This is a genomic window from Flavobacterium sp. KH_001 (assembly GCF_057840745.1).
In genome coordinates, this window is record NZ_CM174520.1 from 3,139,545 (window position 1) to 3,161,215 (window position 21,671).

Consider the following 21,671-nt stretch of genomic DNA (forward strand, 5'->3'; position numbering starts at 1 on the left):
AATTATTCAAAAAAAATACCCGTTATGTTATGAAAACGTAACGGGTATATTATTTTTGTTATAAAATTAAACTAATTTATTGATTAGTCGGCTCTTCTGCTTTGTGTATTTCTACTGAAAGTTCTTGAGAGTCATCTTTTAAATCCATTAAGATTTCGTCTCCTGAATGAATTTTTGAAGTGATGATTTCTTCTGCCAATAAATCTTCAACATATTTCTGAATCGCTCTTTTAAGCGGTCTTGCACCAAATTGTCTGTCAAAACCTTTTTCAGCGATAAACGCTTTTGCTTTATCAGTAAGACTTAGTTTATAACCTAATTCAGCAATACGAGAATATAGTTTTTTAAGCTCGATCTCGATAATCAAATCAATATCAGCTTTTTCTAAAGCATTGAATACAATTACGTCATCAATTCTGTTTAAGAATTCAGGAGCAAAAGTTTTTTTCAATGCATTTTCGATGATGCTTTTTGAATTTTCATCGGCTTGAGCCACTTTTGCAGCAGTTCCAAAACCAACACCTTGTCCGAAATCTTTCAATTGACGTGCGCCAACATTAGAAGTCATGATGATAATTGTGTTTTTAAAGTCGATTTTGCGACCTAAACTATCTGTCAAATAACCATCGTCTAAAACCTGAAGCATCATATTAAATACATCCGGATGCGCTTTTTCGATCTCGTCTAAAAGAACCACACAATATGGTTTTCTACGAACTTTTTCAGTCAATTGACCACCTTCTTCGTATCCTACGTATCCCGGAGGCGCTCCAACTAAACGAGAAATTGCAAATTTCTCCATGTATTCGCTCATATCAATACGTACCAATGCATCTTCAGAATCGAATAATTCTTTTGCTAAAACTTTAGCCAATTGTGTTTTACCAACTCCAGTCTGACCCAAGAAAATAAACGAACCAATTGGCTTGTTAGGATCTTTAAGTCCGGCTCTGTTACGTTGAATAGAACGTGCAATTTTCAATACAGCTTCATTTTGACCGATTACTTTATTCTGAATCAATTCAGGTAATTTAGCCAGTTTGTTACTTTCTGTTTGTGCAATTCTGTTAACAGGAATTCCGGTCATCATCGAAACAACATCAGCTACATTATCTTCTGTAACTTCAATTCTGTTGTTCTTAGAGTCTTCTTCCCATTGTTCTTGTGCAACGGCAAGATCTTTTTCAATACGTTTTTCATCATCACGAAGTTTGGCAGCCTCTTCATATTTTTGTTTTTTAACTACCATGTTTTTGTTTTCACGCACTTCTTCTAATTGACGCTCCAAATCAAGAATCTGTTTAGGAACATCAATATTAGTAATGTGTACGCGAGAACCAGCTTCGTCAAGAGCATCAATAGCTTTGTCCGGTAAAAAACGCTCAGACATATATCTGTTTGTTAATTTAACGCAGGCTTCAATTGCTTCCTGCGTATAAGTAACATTGTGGTGATCTTCATATTTATCTTTTACGTTATTTAAGATTGCAATTGTTTCCTCAACAGAAGTTGGTTCTACAATTACTTTTTGGAAACGTCTTTCTAAAGCACCATCTTTTTCAATGTATTGTCTGTACTCATCAAGAGTTGTGGCACCAATACATTGGATTTCTCCTCTTGCTAAAGCAGGTTTGAACATGTTTGAAGCATCAAGTGAACCAGTTGCTCCACCTGCACCTACAATAGTGTGGATCTCATCAATAAAAAGAATAATGTCGTCGTTTTTCTCAAGCTCGTTCATAACGGCTTTCATTCTTTCTTCAAACTGACCGCGGTATTTTGTTCCGGCTACTAAACTAGCCAAATCAAGAGTAACCACACGTTTGTGGAAAAGAATACGAGATACTTTCTTTTGGATAATACGCAAAGCAAGTCCTTCTGCAATAGCAGACTTACCAACTCCAGGCTCTCCAATAAGTAGTGGGTTGTTCTTTTTTCTACGGCTTAAGATTTGCGAAACACGTTCAATTTCTTTCTCGCGTCCTACTACCGGATCTAGTTTTCCTTCCTCTGCCATTTCTGTTAAATCTCTCCCAAAATTATCTAAAACCGGAGTCTTGGATTTTTTGTTTGACTTATTGGCCGGATTGTTAAAACTACTTTCTTTAAGACTGTCATCTTGTCCTGAATCGTCATTGTACGATTCGTTTCTTGGCAAGTTTTCTAAGAATTCTTCTTCGTTTGGCGTCATGTTTAAATATTGTTCTTTAGCTATGTCATAATCTATTTTTAGCTTATTCAATAGCTTGGTTGTTGGATCGTTTTCGTTTCGTAAGATGCATAAAAGCAAGTGTGCCGTGCTAATCGACGAACTTTGAAATACTTTAGCTTCAAGAAAAGTGGTCTTCAGGGCTCTTTCTGCCTGTCGGGTAAGATGAAGATTTTTCTTTTCAGCATTTACTTCAACGCTCTGGTTGGCTGGACTCAGTATTTCTACCTTCCTGCGTAAATGGTCTAAATCGACTGCTAGGTTATTAAGTATATGAATAGCTTTTCCGTTACCATCTCTTAAAATGCCCAGCATTAGATGTTCAGTACCAATAAAGTCGTGTCCTAAACGAAGGGCTTCTTCCTTACTGTATGTAATAACATCTTTTACTCTTGGTGAAAAATTATCATCCATAATATATTTATTGGTATTGTAAATTTAGTGAATTACAGTTTGAAAAACAAAAACCGTACCCTTCGAGAACTACTGTCAGCTAATTGACAAAAAAAATAACAATAAAAGCGTTAAAAAACGCTTAATTTATTAACCAAAAGAATAAATAAAGTTGTTAATAAATCATTGAAATAAGTGTAAGGAAATAGCTGAAAAAATTCGAAAAAAACGTATCTTGGCACGCTTTGAAACTAATATAATTATTTAATATAACAACTTATGTCTGAAGGAGAAAAGTTAATTCCTATTAACATAGAAGATGAAATGAAATCAGCTTACATCGATTATTCGATGTCAGTAATCGTATCTAGAGCACTTCCTGATGTTAGAGATGGCTTGAAACCAGTGCATCGAAGAGTTCTTTACGGAATGTATGACTTAGGAGTAACATCAAGATCTGCCCACAAAAAATCTGCGAGAATCGTAGGAGAGGTTCTGGGTAAGTATCACCCACACGGAGATACCTCTGTTTATGATGCCATGGTACGTATGGCTCAGGAATGGAGTATGCGATATTTATTAGTAGATGGTCAGGGTAACTTTGGTTCTGTTGATGGTGACAGTCCGGCAGCAATGCGTTATACTGAGGCCAGAATGCGCAAAATTTCAGAAGATATTATGGCAGATATCGAAAAAGAAACAGTTGACTTTCAATTGAACTTTGACGATACATTATATGAGCCAAAAGTAATGCCAACAAGAGTTCCTACTTTATTAGTAAACGGAGCAACTGGTATTGCGGTTGGTATGGCTACTAATATGCCTCCACACAATTTAACGGAAGTAATCAACGGTACTTTAGCGTATCTTGACAATAATGATATTGAAATAGACGAATTAATGACGCATATTAAAGCTCCGGATTTTCCAACTGGAGGTGTAATATATGGTTATGAAGGCGTTCGTGAAGCTTTTAAAACGGGTAGAGGACGTATTGTAATGCGTGCTAAAGTTGGTTTTGAAGAAGTTGACGGAAGAGAATGTATCATTGTTACCGAAATTCCATATCAGGTTAACAAAGCCGAAATGATCAAACGTACGGCTGATTTAGTTAACGATAAAAAAATTGAAGGTATCGCGAATATTCGTGACGAATCGGATAGAAATGGTATGCGTATCGTTTATATCCTGAAACGTGATGCTACGCCAAACGTAGTCTTGAATACCTTATATAAGTTTACCTCATTACAATCATCTTTCAGTGTAAATAATATTGCACTTGTAAAAGGTCGCCCACAAATGTTGAATCTAAAAGATATGATTCACTATTTTATTGAGCACCGTCATGATGTTGTAGTTCGCAGAACGCAATTTGAATTGCGTAAAGCAGAAGAAAGAGCACATATATTAGAAGGTTTAATCATTGCTTCTGATAATATCGATGAAGTAATTGCTATCATCAGAGGTTCTAAGAATACAGAAGAAGCACGTGAGAAATTAATCGAAAGATTTAAATTATCAGATATTCAGGCTCGTGCTATTGTTGAGATGCGTTTGCGTCAGTTAACTGGTCTGGAACAAGATAAGTTAAGAGCTGAGTTTGAAGAATTAATGAAATTAATCGAACACTTAAAAGCGTTATTAGCTGATGTTAATTTAAGGACTAACTTAATTAAGGAAGAACTTGAAGAAATTCGTGAAAAATACGGAGATGAGCGTCGTTCTATAATTGAATATTCTGGCGGAGATGTAAGTATTGAAGATTTAATTGCTGATGAGAATGTAGTAATTACAATTTCGCATGCAGGTTATATCAAGCGTACTAATCTGACAGAATACAAAACTCAAAATAGAGGTGGAGTTGGACAAAAAAGTGCAGGGACAAGAGATCAGGATTTCCTTGAGCATATGTTCGTTGCAACCAACCACCAGTATATGATGTTCTTTACTCAAAAAGGGAAATGTTTCTGGATGCGTGTTTATGAAATTCCGGAAGGAAGTAAAACGGCAAAAGGTAGAGCAATTCAGAATTTAGTAAATATTGAAAGTGATGATAAAGTAAAAGCTTTCATCTGTACACAAGATCTAAAAGATAAAGATTACATCAACAGTCATAATCTTGTAATGGTTACCAAACAAGGTCAGGTTAAGAAAACTTCTTTAGAGAAATATTCTAAACCAAGGGTAAACGGTGTTGCTGCTATAACTATTAAGGAAGGTGACGAATTAATGGGCGCGCAATTAACAAATGGAGAAAGCCAAATTATCTTAGCAGTTAAGTCTGGTAAATTGGTTCGTTTTGAAGAAACCAAAACACGTCCGATGGGAAGAACGGCTTCTGGCGTTCGTGGAATTACATTAAAAGATGATACTGATGAAGTAATTGGTATGGTTACTGTAGATAAAAATGATATTAACGATTCACAAATCTTAGTTGTAACTGAAAATGGATACGGAAAACGTACCAAATTAGTTGACGAAGATGGTGAAGATGTTTACAGAATCACAAACCGTGGTGGTAAAGGTGTTAAAACACTTAATATCACTGAGAAAACAGGAAAACTGATTTCTATTAATGCAGTAACTGATGCTGATGATTTAATGATTATCAACAAATCTGGATTAACAATTAGAATGGCTATTGAAGATTTACGTGTTATGGGTCGTGCAACACAAGGTGTTCGATTAATTAACCTAAAAGGTAAAGATTCTATTGCTGCTGTAACAAAAGTAATGAAAGATGATGTTGAAGAAGTTGTTGTTGACGAAGAAGGAAATGTAGTTGGGCCTGTTATTGAAAGAGTTAAGCCGGACTTAGAAGTTCTTGAAGATGACGGAACTGTTGAAGATGACGATGACGATGATTCTGATGAAGAAGTAATAGACGAGGATGATTCTGAAGAAGAAGAGTCAGAGGAATAAATAAAAAACCACATTTAAAATTAAATACACAAATTGAATATTATGAAAAGTAAATATGTAATACTTGCATCAGCATTATTGATTTCAGTAGCTACTTTTGCTCAAAAAGATCAGATTAAAGGTGCTGAAAAAGCATTAAAAAGCGGAGATGCTCAGGGAGCAATTGCAATACTAAAAGATGCAGAAAATTTAATAGTTAATGCTAAAGATGTTGAACAAGCACAGTACTATTCTGTACAAGGAAATGCTTATTTAGAATTAGCTAACAAAAAAGTTGAAGAAAGTAAAAATTTATCTCTTGCAGCTGAAAGCTATAAAAAGTTAATTGAGATTGAAAAAACTTCTGGAAAACAAAAGTACTCTACACAGGCTGCTGCTTCAATTACTCAAATTAAAGGTTTGTTAATTAATTCAGCTATTGCAGACACTCAGGCAAATAAAAATTCAGAAGGTGCAAAAAAATTGTATGATGCTTATTCGTTAGATAAAAAAGATACTATCAATTTATACTATGCTGCTTCTACTGCAGTAAATGCTCAGGATTATGACGCTGCTTTGCCTATGTATGAAGAATTAAAGAAACTGAATTATTCTGGTAAAGGTACTAGTTACACCGCGTTAAATAAAGCTTCAGGTAATGAAGATGGTTTTAATACCGCTAGTGAAAGAGATTTAGCTGTAAAACTAGGAACTCACGAAAAACCGAAAACAGAAGCTATTCCTTCTAAGAGAGGTGAGATTTATAAAAATTTAGCTTTAATTTTAGTTCAAAAAGGACGTATTGAAGATGCTAAGAAAGCGGTTGCTGATGCAAGAAAAACAAATCCGGAAGATAGTTCTTTGCTTCTAACTGAAGCTAATTTGTATCTTGAAACTAAAGATTTTGAAACTTACAAAAAATTAGTTGGTGAGGCTTTACAAAAAGATCCAAATAATGCTGATTTAGTTTTCAATTTAGGAGTTATTAGTGCTAACGCTAATAACAAAGCAGATGCTGAGAAATATTATTTGAAAGCAATTGAGATTAATCCAAATTATACAAACGCATATTTGAATCTTGCTGCTTTAAAATTAGAAGCAGAGAAACCAATTATTGATGAAATGAATAAATTGGGAACTTCTGATAAAGATACTAAGCGTTATGAAGTTTTGAAGAAACAAAGAGAAAGTGTTTTTAAAGGAGTTATTCCTTACCTTAAAAAAGCAAATGAATTAGATCCTAAAAATGAAGATGTATCTAAAACATTATTAGGTGTTTATAAAGCTTTAGAAATGACTGCTGAAGCAAAAGCATTGAAAGCTACAATGAACTAAGAATTAATTTTTGTAACTATAAAAAAAACCATTCGTTATAACGAATGGTTTTTTTTATGCGTAATAATTAAATAAAACTATACCAAAGTGGCTGTTAATGTAATTGTGGTGTTTAAAAGTTTAGAGATTGGACAGATTTCTTTAGCTTTTGCAGCTGTTTTTTCAAATTCTTCAGTTGAAATGGATGGTACTTTTCCTTTTAAATCTAAATGAATTAGTGTTATAGTTCCATCTTCAAAAGTCACTGTTGCCTCCGTAGACAAGTCATCTGCGGTAAAACCTCCTTCATTCAATAAGAAGCTTAATTGCATCGTAAAACAGCCTGAATGTGCTGCAGCAACAAGTTCTTCTGGGTTAGTGCCCACTCCATCTGCAAATCTGGTTTTAAATGATAGTTGTGCGTTATCTAAAGTGGTACTTTGAGTGCTAATGGTCCCTTTTCCTTCCATACCGGTTCCTTTCCAGTTGGCGTTTGCTTTTCTTGTAAATTTCATTTTATACTATTTTAAGGTTTGTAATCTTTTGATAATCAAATATAATCAATATTTTACGGAATAGTTTTATGAAAGTTAATTCGAATGTTAAGTTTGAGGTTGAAATGTGAAAAAAAAAACTTAACCGAAAAGTGTACAATGATTTTACGCAAAGTTCGCAAAGCTTTTGTGTTAATTTAGCTTTGTGAACTTTGCGGTAAAAAAAGGAAGAATAAAAAAAGGAGTAATGAATTTTATTACTCCTTTGTGTTTTTAGATTAAATTAGATCTATTCCTGACCTAAATTACGCAATTGTTTCAATTTATCTTTCCAAACATCAAGGCTTTCCTTATGGATAGCGATATTTTTACGAACTTCAAGAACAATTGAATTTTCTTTTTTCGCGTTTTTAGTATTTGTGAAAAATTGAATATTATTCTCTAACTGAAAAATTTCATTTTGAACTTCTTCAATTTTGCGCATTAGGAATATCTTTTCATTATCTAATTTACGTGTATCGTTACTTTCAGATAAAGAATCAATTCTGTTAGAAAAACGCATCATCTCCGTTTCTTTTTTACTCAAACTTAGTTTTTCAAAAAGGGCATCTAAAATTTTATTGAACTTCCCTTCAATATGACGTCTTGAAAAGGGTACTTTTCCAAATCCTTTCCAGGTTTCAATATGTAATTTAATAGCGTCTAAATCTGTTTTATGATCTCCTGTTAACTGATAAGCTCTCAAAATATCCAAGTATGCTTTTTTGTTATCAAAAGCTGCTACTTCGTCTCCGTTTTCCTCAGATTTATGTTCTTTTAGCTTGTTGAAATAGTGATTGCAAGCGTCTTTGAATTCTTTCCAGATTTTGTCTGAATATTTTTTAGGAACGTGACCAATTTGTTTCCACTCTTCCTGAATTTGTTTCATTACTGGAGTAGTGGCGCCAAAATCGGTACTTTCCTGTAGTTCTTTTGCTTTTGCAACAAGTGCCATTTTTTTGTTTAGATTGTCGTTTTGATCTTTTTTAATGTCTTTATAAAATGAATTTTTAAAAGAATTAAAGTTTCTAACAGCAGTTTTAAAAGCAGCCCAGGTTTCTTCATTTACGTCTGATGGAACTTTCCCAGCAGCAAAAAACTCATTTCTAAGTGCTTCTACTTTCTGAATTTGTACCAGCCATTGTGAGTGAGATCCAACTTTTTCAGTAGCTAAAACCTCTATTGTGGTAATAATACCTTTTTTAACTTCGAGGTTTTGTTGCTCATTAGCTCTTTGGCTTTCAAATAAAAGTTCTCTCTTATCGTGAATCTTTTTGGTCAACTCGCTAAATTTATTCCAGATAGCATCGCGATGTTCCTTAGAAACTGGTCCGATATCTTCTTTCCAGATTCTATGTAAATCTTGTAATTCTCTAAATGCTTTACTGATATCAGTCTCATTTACTAATTCCTCTACACGAGCAATTATTTTTTGCTTTTGGTCAAGGTTGTATTTGAAATCTAAATCTCTGGCTTCACGATCTAAATGTAGGTAATCATAGAAATTCTCCACATGAAAATGGTAATTATTCCAAACGTGATTGTATTTGTCTTTTGGGATTGCTCCGGCATTTTTCCATCTTTCTCTTAAATCATTGAAATGTTTAAGCGTATCTTTGATGTTCTCCTGTGGATTTATAAGTTCTTTTAGTTCTTCAACAATGGCAAGTCGATTCTCTAAATTTGATTTTAAATTGGTTTGCAAATGTTTAAAATGGGCATTCCTTTTTTCTCTGAAGATATTATAATATTCATCAAATTTAGATTTTAGCGGAGAATGATATTCGAACTCTTCGTTTGGATCTTGTTTAGAGGCATTAAATTCCTCTTTTTTCTCTTCAATAAGATGATTGTATTGTAATAAAAAAGATTTTTTAATTTCTTCGATATGATCCTTTACAGACATTGCTTTATCTGTATGGACAAGCTTTTTTAATTCATCAACAAGGGCATCTAATGAAAAAGTATCATAATCCTGCATAGGAATATCATGGCGCTCTTTTAGCGTTTCATCTTCGCTTTCTTCAGCATTAGAATTTGTTATAGCGTCAAGTGCTGTTTGATGATTGGTTTCTTCAGCTTCTGCAGTATTCTCTATTTCAGTTTCAGGTGAAATTTCGTTTTCCGCCGTTGTTTCAGAACTCAATGTTTCAATTGCATCATTTTGTATAGAATCGCTAATTTCGATTCCTGATTTTCCATCTGCTTCTTGCAGGTTATCATTCTTTTCTTCTAACATTTTAAATGTATAAGGTTTTTATTTTAAACATTGCGAAAGATAGTAAAGGTGTTTCTAAATACAAAATAAATCCTTTGTTTATACGCTATTTTACGATTAAATTCATGTTTATTCAAGGAATTTGCGATTATGATGTGATTTTTTTTATTGATTTTTTAAAGTTTATTTAAATTAGGAATAAATAGTGTTTTAAGAAAAACAGTCATAAATTTATATCGTAACTGAAGATTGGTTGTTTTTTCCGGATATTGATAGAGTATGGTATAATGAAGATTTTTTGAATTACTCGTAAACTAGAATAAAATTAGAAAACCAGCTTCTATACCGTAATTGTACGTTTTATCTCCGCCAAATGCAACACTTGGATGAATATAGATCAGATTTGTAGGGGTTATTTTTCTGCCATATTCAACGTATGCATTATTTTGGTATCCATTTAAAGTACTATTATATCGCAATGCAACGTCGCCAGCGATCCAGTTTTTGCCAAAAAAATGAAAGAGTACACTTTCGAGAACAGCAATGCTAATGTCAGTGCGTTCACTTGAGCCTGCAAAACTTTGTTGGTATTCAAAGGAGGAAATCCATAGAAATTTTTTCTCATTAAAATATCTGCCATAAAAAAAGGCCGGCATAATTACCCATTTTCCGGATCCAAATGCCGGATCTACTGCGGAATTAGCATAGACCCTTGCTCTTAGAGCAATGCCCTGGCTGTTTTTCATAAAGGGGATATAACTTATCCCCATACCAACATCTCCAAGCCCGGTTTTGTTTGTCTCATTAGTATTGGCGGATACTAAAGGGAGGTCAAACCTTAAGTTCCATGCCTTGCTGCCAATAGGAATTAAGGCACGTGCTTGTGTCGTATTAAACGAACCATTTTTGGTATCCAGGTATTCGTTGTAAAAGAGTAAAGTTTGCAGATAATAACGAAAACGCGGTTCAGTAAATGGAATTTTTTCTTCGACTTCTGTCCCTTGCGCTTTTGAAGTTGTAATTCCTAGAAATATAAAAATACAGAGTAAGTATATTTTTTTCATAACTACCTATTAATGAATAGACTAAGTTACAAAAATTACTTTGACATTTTATTTGTTAAGATTTTTTTTATTTATTCCATATTTTCCATGCTTTTTCAGCTTGAAAAATAAGCATGTCATATCCATTTTTAGTAATTGCTCCGTACTTTTTAGCGTTTTTCATAAACTGCGTTTCTGCAGGATTATAAATTAAGTCGTATGCAATGTGTTTTTCAGTAAAGAATTCGTAGGGTAAATCAGGACAAGCCTCAATATTAGGACTTGTTCCAACGGGAGTACAATTGATTATAATTTGGAAATTGTCAAAAGTCGTCGCATTGATTAGATCATAATCAATGATGTTCTCCTTAGCTTCTCTAGATACAAAAGTATAGGGAATGTCAAGCTCATCAAGAGCAAATGCAACACCTTTTGAAGCACCACCTGTTCCTAAAATAAGCGCTTTTTTATGATGTGGTTCTAATAATGGTTTTAATGATTTTTTAAATCCGTAATAGTCGGTATTATAGCCTTTTAGTTTTCCATTTTTGGTAAACTTAATTGTATTAACAGCACCAATTAATTTTGCTTTTGTTGATAGTTTATCCAAATAAGGAATTACTTGTTCCTTATAAGGAATAGTAACATTTAAACCTTTTAAATCTGGGTTGTTTTTTAGCAATCCGGTAAAATGATTGATTTCAGAAATATCGAAATTTTCATAGCTGTTACCAACAAAAACTTCATCGCTAAATTTTTCTGTAAAATATCCTTTTGAAAATGAGTAGCTAATATTACGCCCTAATAAGCCAAAACGTCTTTTTAAAATATCAATCATTATTGTTTTCTATGTTTTTCAATATAATTTTTCACCATTTTTTTTGTCCAGACCACAGGAAATAAATCTTCGATCAAAATGTAATTGTCAAAGTTTAAACGTAAACCATTGCTTAAATGGAATTTTGCTTTTGTATTATCCTGAATCATGAAATACAATCCTGCCAAACGATATTCGATTTCGTTTTCCTCCGGAAAGTATTCTGAAGCTTGCAATAAGGTTTGAATAGCGCTTTCGAATTCTCCTAAAAATTGTAAGATGTCAACCCAATATAACCAGGTATCCAAAGCATAATCACCAAATTCAACTGCTTTTCTATAGCCAAATTCTGCTTCCTCAAAAAAGTTCATTTGTTTATTGATCGTTGCGTAACGTTTCCAATACAGACGATTTTGATTGTCAATTGCTAAAGCTTTATTGACAAAAAATAATGCTTTTTGAAAGTTTTTCTGGCGAACATAAAAGTCGGTAATCGCAATCCAGCCTTTGTCCAAAAGTGGGTCTTCATGAACAGTTTGGTTGTAATATTGAAGTGCTTTTACGGCATTTCCCAGTTTTTCATAACATTTTCCAATACGCAATAGTGCATATGAAGTTGCATCGTCCAATTCGATAGTTCTGTTGTAGCTTTCAATTGCTTCAGCGTATTTTTTCAAACGCTCGTAAGCTTTTGCTTTTTCCATGAAAGCACCTAAAAACTCGTCATCGATTAACGTTGCATAATCAAAAGCACGAATGGCATTTTCATATTCTTTTACGCCATAATGCAAGCGCCCAAGCTGATGCCAAGCGATTTCGCTATATGGGTTTTTGTTGATATAATCATTCAGATAAACAATTGCTTCCTGATTTTGATCTAAAAATTCAAAACAATATACTACGTTATACAAAGCAGATTGATCTTCTAAGTCTTCTTCAAGACATTTGATAAAACTGTCTTTTGCCATCTCAAGGTTATCCATAAAAAGATATTCCATTCCAATAAGATTGTACACGTCAGCGTAGTCGTCAGTATATTGCAAGGCAATTTTAAGCAATTCTACCGCTTTTTCGTGTTGATCTCTTTTAGAACAAATATTGGCTTTCTGGATGTAAATTTCCTCGTTGTTAGGTTCAATTGCATACAACTCATTCAAAAGCTTTTCAGCGATTTCAAGTTTGTCGTCATAAACCAGCATTTCTACTTGTACTAATTTTAAGCCTGTAGATTTTGGATGTTGGTCTAATGCAAGTTTTAAGGCCTTTTTTGCTAAATTAGCCTTACCTATGTCTAAGTAATGAAGAATAATTTCTTCGAATTCTTCAGAATCAAAAAAGAGTACTTTGTTAGTTTTTAACATTGACTCAAATTTGGATAGGGATAGGTTATAATCTTCTTCTTCGTTGCTTAATTGCATACTGTCTTTATTTGAAATTAGCCTGTTATAAATTTAGGCAACCATATTATTGTTGTGGGGAAAGGAAATTAATTGTTTTGAACAATTTAATTAACAATATGGACAGAATTTTGATTCTGTTTTTAGTCATAATCTTCTGATATATAAAAGATTATTTTGATTATTATTCTAATTTTTATTTTTGTTGGATAACAGACTCAGATCGCTTTAAATTAAGCTTTTTGTTCTTTTTTTATAATGTCATCCATAACGCTTAAAATTATAGCGCAACCTTCTTTTATTTCTTCTTCAGAAATGGTCAATGGCGGTGTAATTCGAATGGCGCATCCTTCAAACAGCAGCCAGAATAAAATCAATCCTTTATCCTGACAATTTAAAATAACCTCATTGGTTATTTCAGCTGTTGCAGTCATCGCAGCAAGCATTAATCCTTTTCCTCTAACTTCCTTTATCAAAGGATGTACCAAAAGCGATCGAAAGAGTTTTTCTTTCTCTAAGGCTTCCTGCATTAAATTAGTCTCAGTTAATTCCTGCAAAGTCGCTAAACAAGCTGACGCAATGACAGGGTGACCCCCAAATGTAGTAATATGTCCCAGCTTAGGATTTTCTGTTAAAAGATCCATTTTTTCCGCAGAAGCTGTAAAAGCACCAACAGGCATTCCGCCTCCCATTCCTTTGCCCATAACTACAATATCCGGAGTGACATCGTAGTTTTGAAAACCAAAAAGTTTTCCGGTTCTACCGAAACCTGGCTGAATTTCGTCTACAATCATAATGGCTCCAACTTCATCACAACGTTTTCGAACTTTCTGTAAAAAGTTGTTCTCAGGCTGAATAAATCCGGCACCGCCTTGAATGGTCTCTAAAAGAATGGCTGCAGTTCGGGTTGTTATTTTTTGTAAATCGGCTTCGTTGTTGAAAGTGATAAAATCGACATCCGGCAGTAAAGGACGAAAAGCTTGTTTGCGCTCTTCAAATCCCATAACACTCATTGATCCCATTGTGTTTCCGTGATAAGCATTGTGACACGAAATAAGCTGACTTCGACCTGTTGTTCGTTTAGCCAATTTAAGCGCGCCTTCGATAGCTTCTGTACCTGAGTTTACTAAATAGGTTTTATTAAGAGATTCTGGTAGGAGTGAAGCCAATAATTTACAATACTGAACGGCTGGGCTTTGTGAATATTCGCCATAAACCATCACATGCGAATATTTATCCAGCTGATCTTTTATTGCCTGATTCACTCTCGGATGCTGGTGTCCAAGCGTGCAAGCCGATACGCCGGCAACAAAATCTAAATATTTTTTATCGTTTGTGTCGTATATATAGGAGCCAATAGCGTGTGAAACTTCCATTCCTAACGGATAAGGAGAAGTTTGTGCCTGGTATTTTATAAAATCTGGATTCACTGTTATTTGTTTAAAAGTTTCAAGTTTCAGGTTTCAAGTTTATTGAAAATTGAAACTGCTACTAAATTTTTACCGCAAAGATCGCAAAGTTTTGTGTACTACAAACTGAGGCTGGGGTCTTAATAAGTTCGCAAGGTTTTACGCAGAAAACTACGACTGCGACTAAAAATTACTTTTTAGTCTTAACAGTTTTTGTTGTATCTGCTTTAGCTGCATTTGTTTTCACTGCGGGCTTCTTTTTATCGTAGTCGCGCGTCTCTTTCCTGACTTTCATCGGGACGTCTTTATCTTTTGCTTCCTGGTCTTTTCCTTGCTGAATTAGTTTGTCATTTTCTTCATTGTCTTCAGCACTAAAAATATCATCTTTCGATTTTATTCTTTCATCACCACGCCAGACTAAACCTCTTAACTTACGGGCGTTCTCGGGTAAATCTGCCTCTGGGTAAATATCGCCATCGACTTTATTGTAAAATGTAATCGTTTCAATAGCATTATTCTCTAAAATAAGATTGATTTTACTGCTGACATTTTTATTAATTCCGATTAGCTCATTGGCGTCATTTCGCATATAATAAATCACTTCGGTATTTTTGATGACATCGACATCGTGGAGTTTACCATCCCTGAACTTTCCGAATAAATTGAGTCCTTTTACCTGATTAAATCCGGTTCCGAGTGTATCCCGCGAGACAAGAAAAGTGTTATTGAGCACCTTTAATGAATCTAGTTTTTTGGTAGTATTGTCACCAATTAAATGCATGACGTCTCCAGTAATCTGATTATCTCCGTTCCATAAAATCGGATTACCTATTAATTTTGTCAAAGCCGTTTTGGAGTTTGAATGTATAGAATCACATTTTCCGCTCATATCAACTTTAAAAAAACGAACGTTGTTGTAAGCTCTTAAAATTCGTTCGCCTTCTTTTCCGGTAACCATTAGTTTTTTTCCGTGAATATAAACCGAATCGTTTTCTACAAAATTAACAGCAACTGCTCTTTTGGTCACAAACATAGAATCTTTCAGTTTGTACACTTCGGCATAATGTCCTTTTACGATTCCGCGATTGATCGAATCCGTAATTTTTACATTTCGCGTTGCCGATGCAAATTCGATATTTCTGTTATAATACAAGCTATCGCCCTCAATCCGCCTGTCATCGTATTTTATATAAGATTTCCTGAGAAAATGCGCGAGGTTTTTCTTGGTGTCATAAAAGCCTTTTTCAGTATAAATGTAGTTGGCTTTACTTGTAATTGTTGATGGCCCAAGTAAGTAGGTATGCCCCGAATTACTGTAATAATCCAAGTGATTTGATTTTACCACATATTTAGGATTCGTCAGTGTTACCTCAGTCAAAAACTGAAACTTTTTTTCAGCTACATAATACCTGCCTGATTTACTAACTAGTGTATTGTCTTTGTTGATGATAGTTCCTTTTGTATTATAAAAAACCTCCTGAACATTTCGATCAAAATTAATGGTATCAGTTGCTAAAGTTGCATCAGGAGAAGTCATAACAGCATTTCCAGTTGCAAATGCCTTTTTTACATTTCCGTTATATTCAGCATATTTACTATTTAAAAACAATGTATCACCCTGAACTAATTGCACATTACCAAAAGCTTTTAGATAATTTTCTTTTTGAAAAAAGTAAGCTTTATTGCATGTTAGTACAACTCCGTCATGATTTACTTTTACATTTCCTGTTAATAAAAGTGCATCCGGCATTAATTCCTGATCCACATCAGAAAAATCAGCATTTTCTACAATAATTTTTTTAGGTGCCTGCGCAAAAATGGTTTGAACACTTAATAGAAACAAACAATAAGATATGAAAAAGAGTGATTTCTTCAATTGATTAAATTTTTGTCAAATTTATGAAAAAGGATATAACCTTTATGGATATTAGGATTAATTTATATTTTTTAGATGTAATCCCGAAGCTTCGGGACAAAGCGATAAAGGTTCAAAGGTTTGTTGATGTTTTTTAAATGAGTTTTTATATATAAATTTATATCATAGACAAACGCAGTGGTCATCCAACATTAAAAAGTAATATTTATAAAAGTTGTCAAATCTTTAAATCATAAAAAATGGTCTCTTTTTAAGTTACCAACAAAACGGAGAACTATTACGTTGTAGTTTGGTTTTTTGATTAGAAGTTAAAATGACTTTCTTTTGAGTTTTAAAAATTACATTAAATTTAGAAAATGGTTTTTTAGAAGAAGTAATTTATTAAAGCTCAAAAAAAAGATCATATTATAAATAAGAGTATGATAAATAAAAAAATTATAGTTGCAGGAATGGCTGTAACCGTGCTGTTTTCGGCATGTAAAACAAAAGATTTGAAAATGAATACGTCTAAAGAAGAAATTGCTACAGAGAAGAAAATTGTAGTGTATCAGGTTTTTACACGCTTATTTGGAAATAAAAAGACAACGAACAAACCCTGGGGAACCATTGAAGAAAATGGAGTCGGAAAGTTTAATGATTTTACTGATATTGCACTTCATGAAATCAAAGATTTAGGAGTCACCTATATTTGGTACACCGGCGTTCCTCACCATGCATTGGTTAGGGATTATACCGCTTATGGAATTTCAAATGATGATCCTGAAGTAGTAAAAGGTCGTGCAGGGTCACCTTACGCGGTTAAAGATTATTATAATGTAAATCCTGATTTAGCTGTAAATCCTGCAAATCGATTACAGGAATTTGAAGCATTAATTACTCGTACACACAAAGTAGGTTTGAAGCTTATTATTGATATTGTACCCAATCATATTGCACGAAAGTATGAAGGGAAAAGTAATCCGGAAGGGGTGAAGGATTTTGGGGCTGATGATGATGTAAATGTGGAGTATAAAAGAGATAATAATTTCTACTACATACCAAAAGAACATTTTCAAATCCCGGATGGAGATGTCCCATTAAATGGTGAAAAGAATCCATTAGTTGATGGTGTCTTTGATGAGAATCCTGCAAAATGGACAGGTAATGGTTCCAGAAAAGTGAAACCGGACCAAAATGATTGGTACGAAACTGTAAAAGTCAACTATGGAATTCGTCCGGATGGTTCGAAAGACTTTCCTGAAATTCCGGCTGGATTTGATCAAAAATCTTATCAGGAACATTTTGCTTTTTGGCAGGATAAAGATGTGCCTGATTCATGGAAAAAGTTTAAATCTATTGCTTTGTACTGGACAGCAAAAGGGGTTGACGGTTTTCGTTATGATATGGCCGAAATGGTTCCATACGAGTTCTGGAGCTATATGAATTCCGCTATTAAGATGAAAAATCCAAATGCTTTTTTGTTGGCAGAAGTTTACAATCCAAATGAATATCGTAATTATATTCGTTTAGGAAAGATGGATTATTTATATGATAAAGTAGAAACTTACGATAAGTTGAAAGATGTCATAAAAGGAAAATCATCACCAGACGGTTTATCAGATATTCAAAAGGGAATGTCAGATATTGAGCATCATATGCTTCATTTTTTGGATAATCATGATGAGCAACGTTTGGCAAGTCCTGAATTTGCAGGAACACCAGAACGAGGAAAACCTTTAATGGTTGTTTCAACTACAATAAGTACATCACCAACAATGGTTTATTTTGGTCAGGAAGTAGGAGAGGCCGGAAATGAAAATGCAGGTTTCGGAACACATTCCAGAACTTCTATTTTTGATTATATAGGAGTGCCAAATCACCAACGCTGGATGAATGAAGGGAAATTTGATGGAGGACAACTTTCTGATTTACAGAAAAATTTACGTGATTTTTACAAACGATTATTGAACTTTTCAATTAATAGTTCAGCTTTGATGGGAAGTTTTCAGGAAATTCAATCTACAAACCGTCAGAACAATGCAGGTTATGACGACTCTATTTATTCTTATGTGCGTTGGTCCGGAAAACAAAAACTAATTGTTGTTGTGAACTTCTCTTCTGAAAAAACAAGTGAATTTGAATTAAAAGTTCCTTCTGATGTTATTTTAAAATGGAATTTAAAAGATGGAGGGTACCATTTGACAGATCAGTTGTATCAAAAGAATGTAGTGCAGTTAAAAGTGAATAATGGAGAAGGAACTGTAAAAGTAAAAATTGGCCCCTCAGAGTCGTTTATTTATGAATTGAAATAAGGTTTGAAATAGAAGATATAAAAAAAGCTGATACATATTGTATCAGCTTTTTCGTTTTATACTTTTTTGACTTTCTTTAAAGCCTCTTTATAATTTTCGTTTACCTTTTCCCAATTAACATGTTTGTAAAAAGCATCAATATAAGTTCCTTTTCTATTTTGGTAATCTAAATAATAAGCATGTTCCCATAAATCAATTCCCATTATTGGAGTTCCGGGAATCAAGGCGTTTTTCATTAATGGATTATCCTGATCTCCTGTAAGGGTTATTTGAAGTTTTCCATATCTGTCAACAACTAACCAAACCCATCCTGAACCAAATTGTTTGGTGGCCATAGCTTTAAATTGGTTCGTTAAATTATTAAAAGAACCAAATTCTTTATTGATAGAACCAGCTAAAGTGTCTTTAGGTGTTTGTTCTTTTGGTGTCAAAAGATTAAAATACATGGTATGATTGTAATATCCTCCCGCGTTTTGACGAAGCTTAGCATTACTAAGATCCATTTTTTTCAGAATATTTTCAATTGGCATGTTTTCAAATTCTGTCGAAACAATTTCCTTATTTAAATTATTGGTGTAAGTTAAATAATGTTTCGAATAATGGGTTTCTAAAGTTAGAGAACGTATGTCAGGTGCTAATCCATCATAAGGAAAAGTCAATTTTGTAAGTTCAAATGAACCTGGATCGGCTTTTACTTCTTCAGGTGTTCCAATTGTTATTTTCTCTTCTTTTGTTGGTAGAGGAACTTCAACAACTTCGGTTAATTTATTACTATCATTACAAGAAAATAATACGAAGAATGAAGTTAAAATGCCAAAGCGAATAAAATTTTTCTTCATAATGTAATTTATTTTGATGTTAAAGAATTTATGATTTCAATGTAATTTTCCTTTGCTTCATCAATGGATATATGACTAATTTGCATCCATGCATTTGTTTTAAATGCATCACGTAAATCAAAGTTCTCAGATTGGTTGTATACTGCTGTGCCAAAAGTAGCCTGTTTATAATAAGCATACAGTCTTAGCTGCACATCTTGTGGCAGTGAGGACTGAGTCATTTTTAAAGCAGTTTCTACAGCCTCTGAGAAACGAGTATCTAAATCTTTTTTGGTCATTTATGCTTTTGTAGCGATAATGGTTTTTCCACCAATTGCTTTTTGATTCAATTCTACATTAATTTGGGTACCTAAAGGTAAAAATAAATCTACTCTTGAACCAAATTTTATGAAACCTGCATCAGTACCCTGAACAACCTGCATTCCTTCTTGTGCATAGTTTACAATTCTACGCGCTAATGCACCGGCAATTTGTCTGTATAGTATCTGACCAAAAGTCTCGTTTTCAATAACAACAGTGGTTCTTTCGTTTTCTTCACTTGCTTTTGGATGCCATGCAACCAAAAACTTGCCCGGATGATATTTACTGAATTTGATAATTCCGTCCATAGCATAACGCGTAACGTGTACGTTTATTGGTGACATAAAAATAGAAACCTGTAAACGTTTGTCTTTAAAAAATTCACCTTCATAAACTTCTTCAATAACCACAACTTTTCCATCAACCGGAGCAAGAATGTGATCGCTGTTTCTGATTGCGATTCTTTTTGGATTTCTGAAAAATTGCAGAATAATAATCAATACAGCTAATCCAGCTATTTGAACTAAAATTCTTAACCAACTAATATCAATGAATTTGTCAGCAATTAAAAGTACAGCAACTGCAAAAACAGTACCTAATAAAATGGATGGGCCTCCCTCTTTATGAAACATAATATAAAATTTGATAAAATAAAAATATAATTGGTGCTACAAATATAACACTATCTAGTCGATCTAAGATACCTCCATGGCCTGGCATTATGGAACCGCTGTCCTTGACACCGGCAATTCTTTTAAATTTTGATTCAATCAAATCTCCAATGGTGCCAAAAATACTTACAATTAAAGCGATTATAGTCCAGATTAGAATTGATTTACTACTAAATTCAGGTTTTGGCTGAATGTATAATTTCGAAATTAAAAATCCTGCAAAAGCGGCAAAAACAACTCCGCCAATAAAACCTTCAATAGTTTTTTTAGGAGAAACACGTTCAAATAATTTATGTTTTCCCATCGATTTTCCAACAAGATAAGCAAAAGTATCATTGGTCCAGATTAAGATGAATAAACCAAGAATAATTTTTGGATTATAATCATTGGTACCAAAAGAAATTTTAACAATAAATATAAATGGTAGGACAATGTATCCTAATAAATATAAATATTTTGAAGATGTACTGACACTCTGAATATTGTCATAAAACAAAAATAAAATGCATTTTATAGCGATAACTAATGTTACAGCCAGCAACACGAGATCTAATTGCTGGATATTAGTATTTAAAATTAAGTCTGAATTGAATGTAGTGTTTAAATACGAAGTGGTCTCTTTGTTATAATGACTGACTAACAAAATTGTCCCGTATAACAGAATTCCAAAAAGAATGGAAAACACTTTGTTAAGATTAACTAAATTGCAAAATTCGTAAATTGTAATTATTAAGAAAAGACCAAAAAGGATAATAAAGCTTTCAGTAGAAAACAGAATTGCAGTTAATAATAAAGCGATATAAACAGCACCAGAAATGGTTCTCTTGAGTGTTTCGTTCATCTTAAAGGTCTTCTAGAAGCAGTAAATAAAGATTTTTTGCAACGCTTCCGTATTGAGTAAAATCTTCCTCTTTTGCTTTTTCGAAATATTTTATTGTAGTAATATTGGTAGGGTAGTCTCTTTCGTATTTTCGCTTAATAGCACTTAATCCATCACTTTTCATTGGTAGGATCTGACTGGTAGTGGCAATGATAACGATATTTGCCGGCAATTCATTTGGTTTGTCCTGTCTGATTTGTTTAGATGAAAACAAAATCGAACCTTCATCGGCTATAAGGTTTTCACAAGAAGCTAATAAAAATTTAGGAGCTCTTGGGGAAATATAAATAAGTTTGTTCTCTTCTAACAAATGAAAAAGACCTGGTTCATAACATAAAACTTCGTTTTCGAACCAATCGTTCTCTTCTAAAATATTTTCAAATTGTTCTGCAACTTCTTGTTTGTTTTCACAATACAAAAATTTACCACCATTTTTCTTGAAATTGAAAATGAATTGTTCGTCAAGAGATAAATGACTATTCGGAATTGGATTTCCTCCTCCATATTCGCTTTCATGTTCTTCGTCAGATGCGGCGTCGCTAGAACCAAATATTTTTTTGAAAAAATTCATTTTATATGA

Annotated in this window: 16 protein-coding genes; 3 read left to right on the forward strand and 13 right to left on the reverse strand. The window is 33.4% G+C overall.

Annotated elements, in window-relative coordinates:
• Nucleotides 1-76: 76 nt before the first annotated feature.
• The gene (locus tag AC3ITQ_RS13605) at nt 77-2,623 is read right to left on the reverse strand and encodes an ATP-dependent Clp protease ATP-binding subunit (protein ID WP_072971217.1); all 2,547 of its coding nucleotides are present in this window, start codon (nt 2,621-2,623) and stop codon (nt 77-79) included.
• Nucleotides 2,624-2,881: 258 nt separating this feature from the next.
• Here AC3ITQ_RS13605 and gyrA point away from each other — a divergent pair, with 258 nt between their 5' ends.
• Both gyrA and AC3ITQ_RS13615 read left to right on the forward strand, forming a co-directional pair.
• Nucleotides 2,882-5,524, forward strand: coding sequence for a DNA gyrase subunit A (gene gyrA / locus AC3ITQ_RS13610; RefSeq protein ID WP_489234745.1), 2,643 nt, complete (start codon nt 2,882-2,884; stop codon nt 5,522-5,524).
• Between the two features lie 42 nt (nt 5,525-5,566).
• The gene (locus tag AC3ITQ_RS13615) at nt 5,567-6,838 is read left to right on the forward strand and encodes a tetratricopeptide repeat protein (protein WP_375031887.1); all 1,272 of its coding nucleotides are present in this window, start codon (nt 5,567-5,569) and stop codon (nt 6,836-6,838) included.
• A gap of 77 nt (nt 6,839-6,915) precedes the next feature.
• On the opposite strand, the gene AC3ITQ_RS13620 is transcribed toward AC3ITQ_RS13615, so the two are convergent.
• From AC3ITQ_RS13620 to AC3ITQ_RS13650, 7 genes are all read right to left on the reverse strand, one after another.
• Nucleotides 6,916-7,332 (reverse strand): OsmC family protein, encoded by a 417-nt coding sequence (locus AC3ITQ_RS13620; RefSeq protein WP_375031886.1) that lies wholly within the window; start codon nt 7,330-7,332, stop codon nt 6,916-6,918.
• Between the two features lie 268 nt (nt 7,333-7,600).
• Nucleotides 7,601-9,589 (reverse strand): DUF349 domain-containing protein, encoded by a 1,989-nt coding sequence (locus AC3ITQ_RS13625; RefSeq protein WP_489234746.1) that lies wholly within the window; start codon nt 9,587-9,589, stop codon nt 7,601-7,603.
• A 293-nt stretch (nt 9,590-9,882) separates the two neighbouring features.
• Nucleotides 9,883-10,632 (reverse strand): lipid A phosphoethanolamine transferase, encoded by a 750-nt coding sequence (locus AC3ITQ_RS13630; protein WP_489234747.1) that lies wholly within the window; start codon nt 10,630-10,632, stop codon nt 9,883-9,885.
• 67 nt (nt 10,633-10,699) lie between these two features.
• Nucleotides 10,700-11,449 carry a shikimate dehydrogenase family protein gene (locus tag AC3ITQ_RS13635; protein WP_375031883.1) on the reverse strand — a complete coding sequence of 250 codons (750 nt, stop codon included), beginning with the start codon at nt 11,447-11,449 and terminating at the stop codon, nt 10,700-10,702.
• The gene (locus tag AC3ITQ_RS13640) at nt 11,449-12,846 is read right to left on the reverse strand and encodes a tetratricopeptide repeat protein (RefSeq protein WP_194655611.1); all 1,398 of its coding nucleotides are present in this window, start codon (nt 12,844-12,846) and stop codon (nt 11,449-11,451) included. Before AC3ITQ_RS13640 ends, AC3ITQ_RS13635 begins: the two co-directional genes overlap by 1 nt.
• A 212-nt stretch (nt 12,847-13,058) precedes the next feature.
• Nucleotides 13,059-14,255 (reverse strand): aspartate aminotransferase family protein, encoded by a 1,197-nt coding sequence (locus AC3ITQ_RS13645; protein WP_489234748.1) that lies wholly within the window; start codon nt 14,253-14,255, stop codon nt 13,059-13,061.
• A gap of 169 nt (nt 14,256-14,424) precedes the next feature.
• Nucleotides 14,425-16,110, reverse strand: coding sequence for an OstA-like protein (locus tag AC3ITQ_RS13650; RefSeq protein ID WP_489234749.1), 1,686 nt, complete (start codon nt 16,108-16,110; stop codon nt 14,425-14,427).
• Nucleotides 16,111-16,529: 419 nt separating this feature from the next.
• Here AC3ITQ_RS13650 and AC3ITQ_RS13655 point away from each other — a divergent pair, with 419 nt between their 5' ends.
• Entirely contained in the window at nt 16,530-18,401 is a 1,872-nt protein-coding gene (locus tag AC3ITQ_RS13655) for an alpha-amylase family glycosyl hydrolase (RefSeq protein ID WP_489234750.1), read from the forward strand.
• 56 nt (nt 18,402-18,457) lie between these two features.
• Here AC3ITQ_RS13655 and AC3ITQ_RS13660 read toward each other — a convergent pair whose 3' ends face one another.
• From AC3ITQ_RS13660 to AC3ITQ_RS13680, 5 genes are read right to left on the reverse strand one after another with little or no spacing between them, the layout of a single operon-like run.
• Nucleotides 18,458-19,240, reverse strand: a complete 783-nt coding sequence (locus tag AC3ITQ_RS13660) for a superoxide dismutase (protein ID WP_489234751.1) — start codon at nt 19,238-19,240, stop codon at nt 18,458-18,460.
• 8 nt (nt 19,241-19,248) lie between these two features.
• On the reverse strand, nt 19,249-19,518 hold the full coding sequence (locus AC3ITQ_RS13665; RefSeq protein ID WP_194655616.1) for an acyl-CoA-binding protein: 270 nt from the start codon (nt 19,516-19,518) through the stop codon (nt 19,249-19,251).
• Entirely contained in the window at nt 19,519-20,172 is a 654-nt protein-coding gene (locus AC3ITQ_RS13670) for a phosphatidylserine decarboxylase family protein (protein WP_375031877.1), read from the reverse strand.
• Nucleotides 20,162-21,052 (reverse strand): phosphatidate cytidylyltransferase, encoded by an 891-nt coding sequence (locus AC3ITQ_RS13675; protein ID WP_489234752.1) that lies wholly within the window; start codon nt 21,050-21,052, stop codon nt 20,162-20,164. Before AC3ITQ_RS13675 ends, AC3ITQ_RS13670 begins: the two co-directional genes overlap by 11 nt.
• A gap of 1 nt (nt 21,053) precedes the next feature.
• Nucleotides 21,054-21,662, reverse strand: coding sequence for a lactate utilization protein B/C (locus AC3ITQ_RS13680; RefSeq protein ID WP_489234753.1), 609 nt, complete (start codon nt 21,660-21,662; stop codon nt 21,054-21,056).
• Nucleotides 21,663-21,671: the final 9 nt, after the last annotated feature.

Coding starts and splice junctions, on each gene's coding strand:
- AC3ITQ_RS13605 (WP_072971217.1), bottom strand. CDS start 2,623: ATGGATGATAATTTTTCACCAAGAGTAAAAGATGTTATTACATACAGT.
- gyrA (WP_489234745.1), top strand. CDS start 2,882: ATGTCTGAAGGAGAAAAGTTAATTCCTATTAACATAGAAGATGAAATG.
- AC3ITQ_RS13615 (WP_375031887.1), top strand. CDS start 5,567: ATGAAAAGTAAATATGTAATACTTGCATCAGCATTATTGATTTCAGTA.
- AC3ITQ_RS13620 (WP_375031886.1), bottom strand. CDS start 7,332: ATGAAATTTACAAGAAAAGCAAACGCCAACTGGAAAGGAACCGGTATG.
- AC3ITQ_RS13625 (WP_489234746.1), bottom strand. CDS start 9,589: ATGTTAGAAGAAAAGAATGATAACCTGCAAGAAGCAGATGGAAAATCA.
- AC3ITQ_RS13630 (WP_489234747.1), bottom strand. CDS start 10,632: ATGAAAAAAATATACTTACTCTGTATTTTTATATTTCTAGGAATTACA.
- AC3ITQ_RS13635 (WP_375031883.1), bottom strand. CDS start 11,449: ATGATTGATATTTTAAAAAGACGTTTTGGCTTATTAGGGCGTAATATT.
- AC3ITQ_RS13640 (WP_194655611.1), bottom strand. CDS start 12,846: ATGCAATTAAGCAACGAAGAAGAAGATTATAACCTATCCCTATCCAAA.
- AC3ITQ_RS13655 (WP_489234750.1), top strand. CDS start 16,530: ATGATAAATAAAAAAATTATAGTTGCAGGAATGGCTGTAACCGTGCTG.
- AC3ITQ_RS13660 (WP_489234751.1), bottom strand. CDS start 19,240: ATGAAGAAAAATTTTATTCGCTTTGGCATTTTAACTTCATTCTTCGTA.
- AC3ITQ_RS13665 (WP_194655616.1), bottom strand. CDS start 19,518: ATGACCAAAAAAGATTTAGATACTCGTTTCTCAGAGGCTGTAGAAACT.
- AC3ITQ_RS13670 (WP_375031877.1), bottom strand. CDS start 20,172: ATGTTTCATAAAGAGGGAGGCCCATCCATTTTATTAGGTACTGTTTTT.
- AC3ITQ_RS13675 (WP_489234752.1), bottom strand. CDS start 21,052: ATGAACGAAACACTCAAGAGAACCATTTCTGGTGCTGTTTATATCGCT.
- AC3ITQ_RS13680 (WP_489234753.1), bottom strand. CDS start 21,662: ATGAATTTTTTCAAAAAAATATTTGGTTCTAGCGACGCCGCATCTGAC.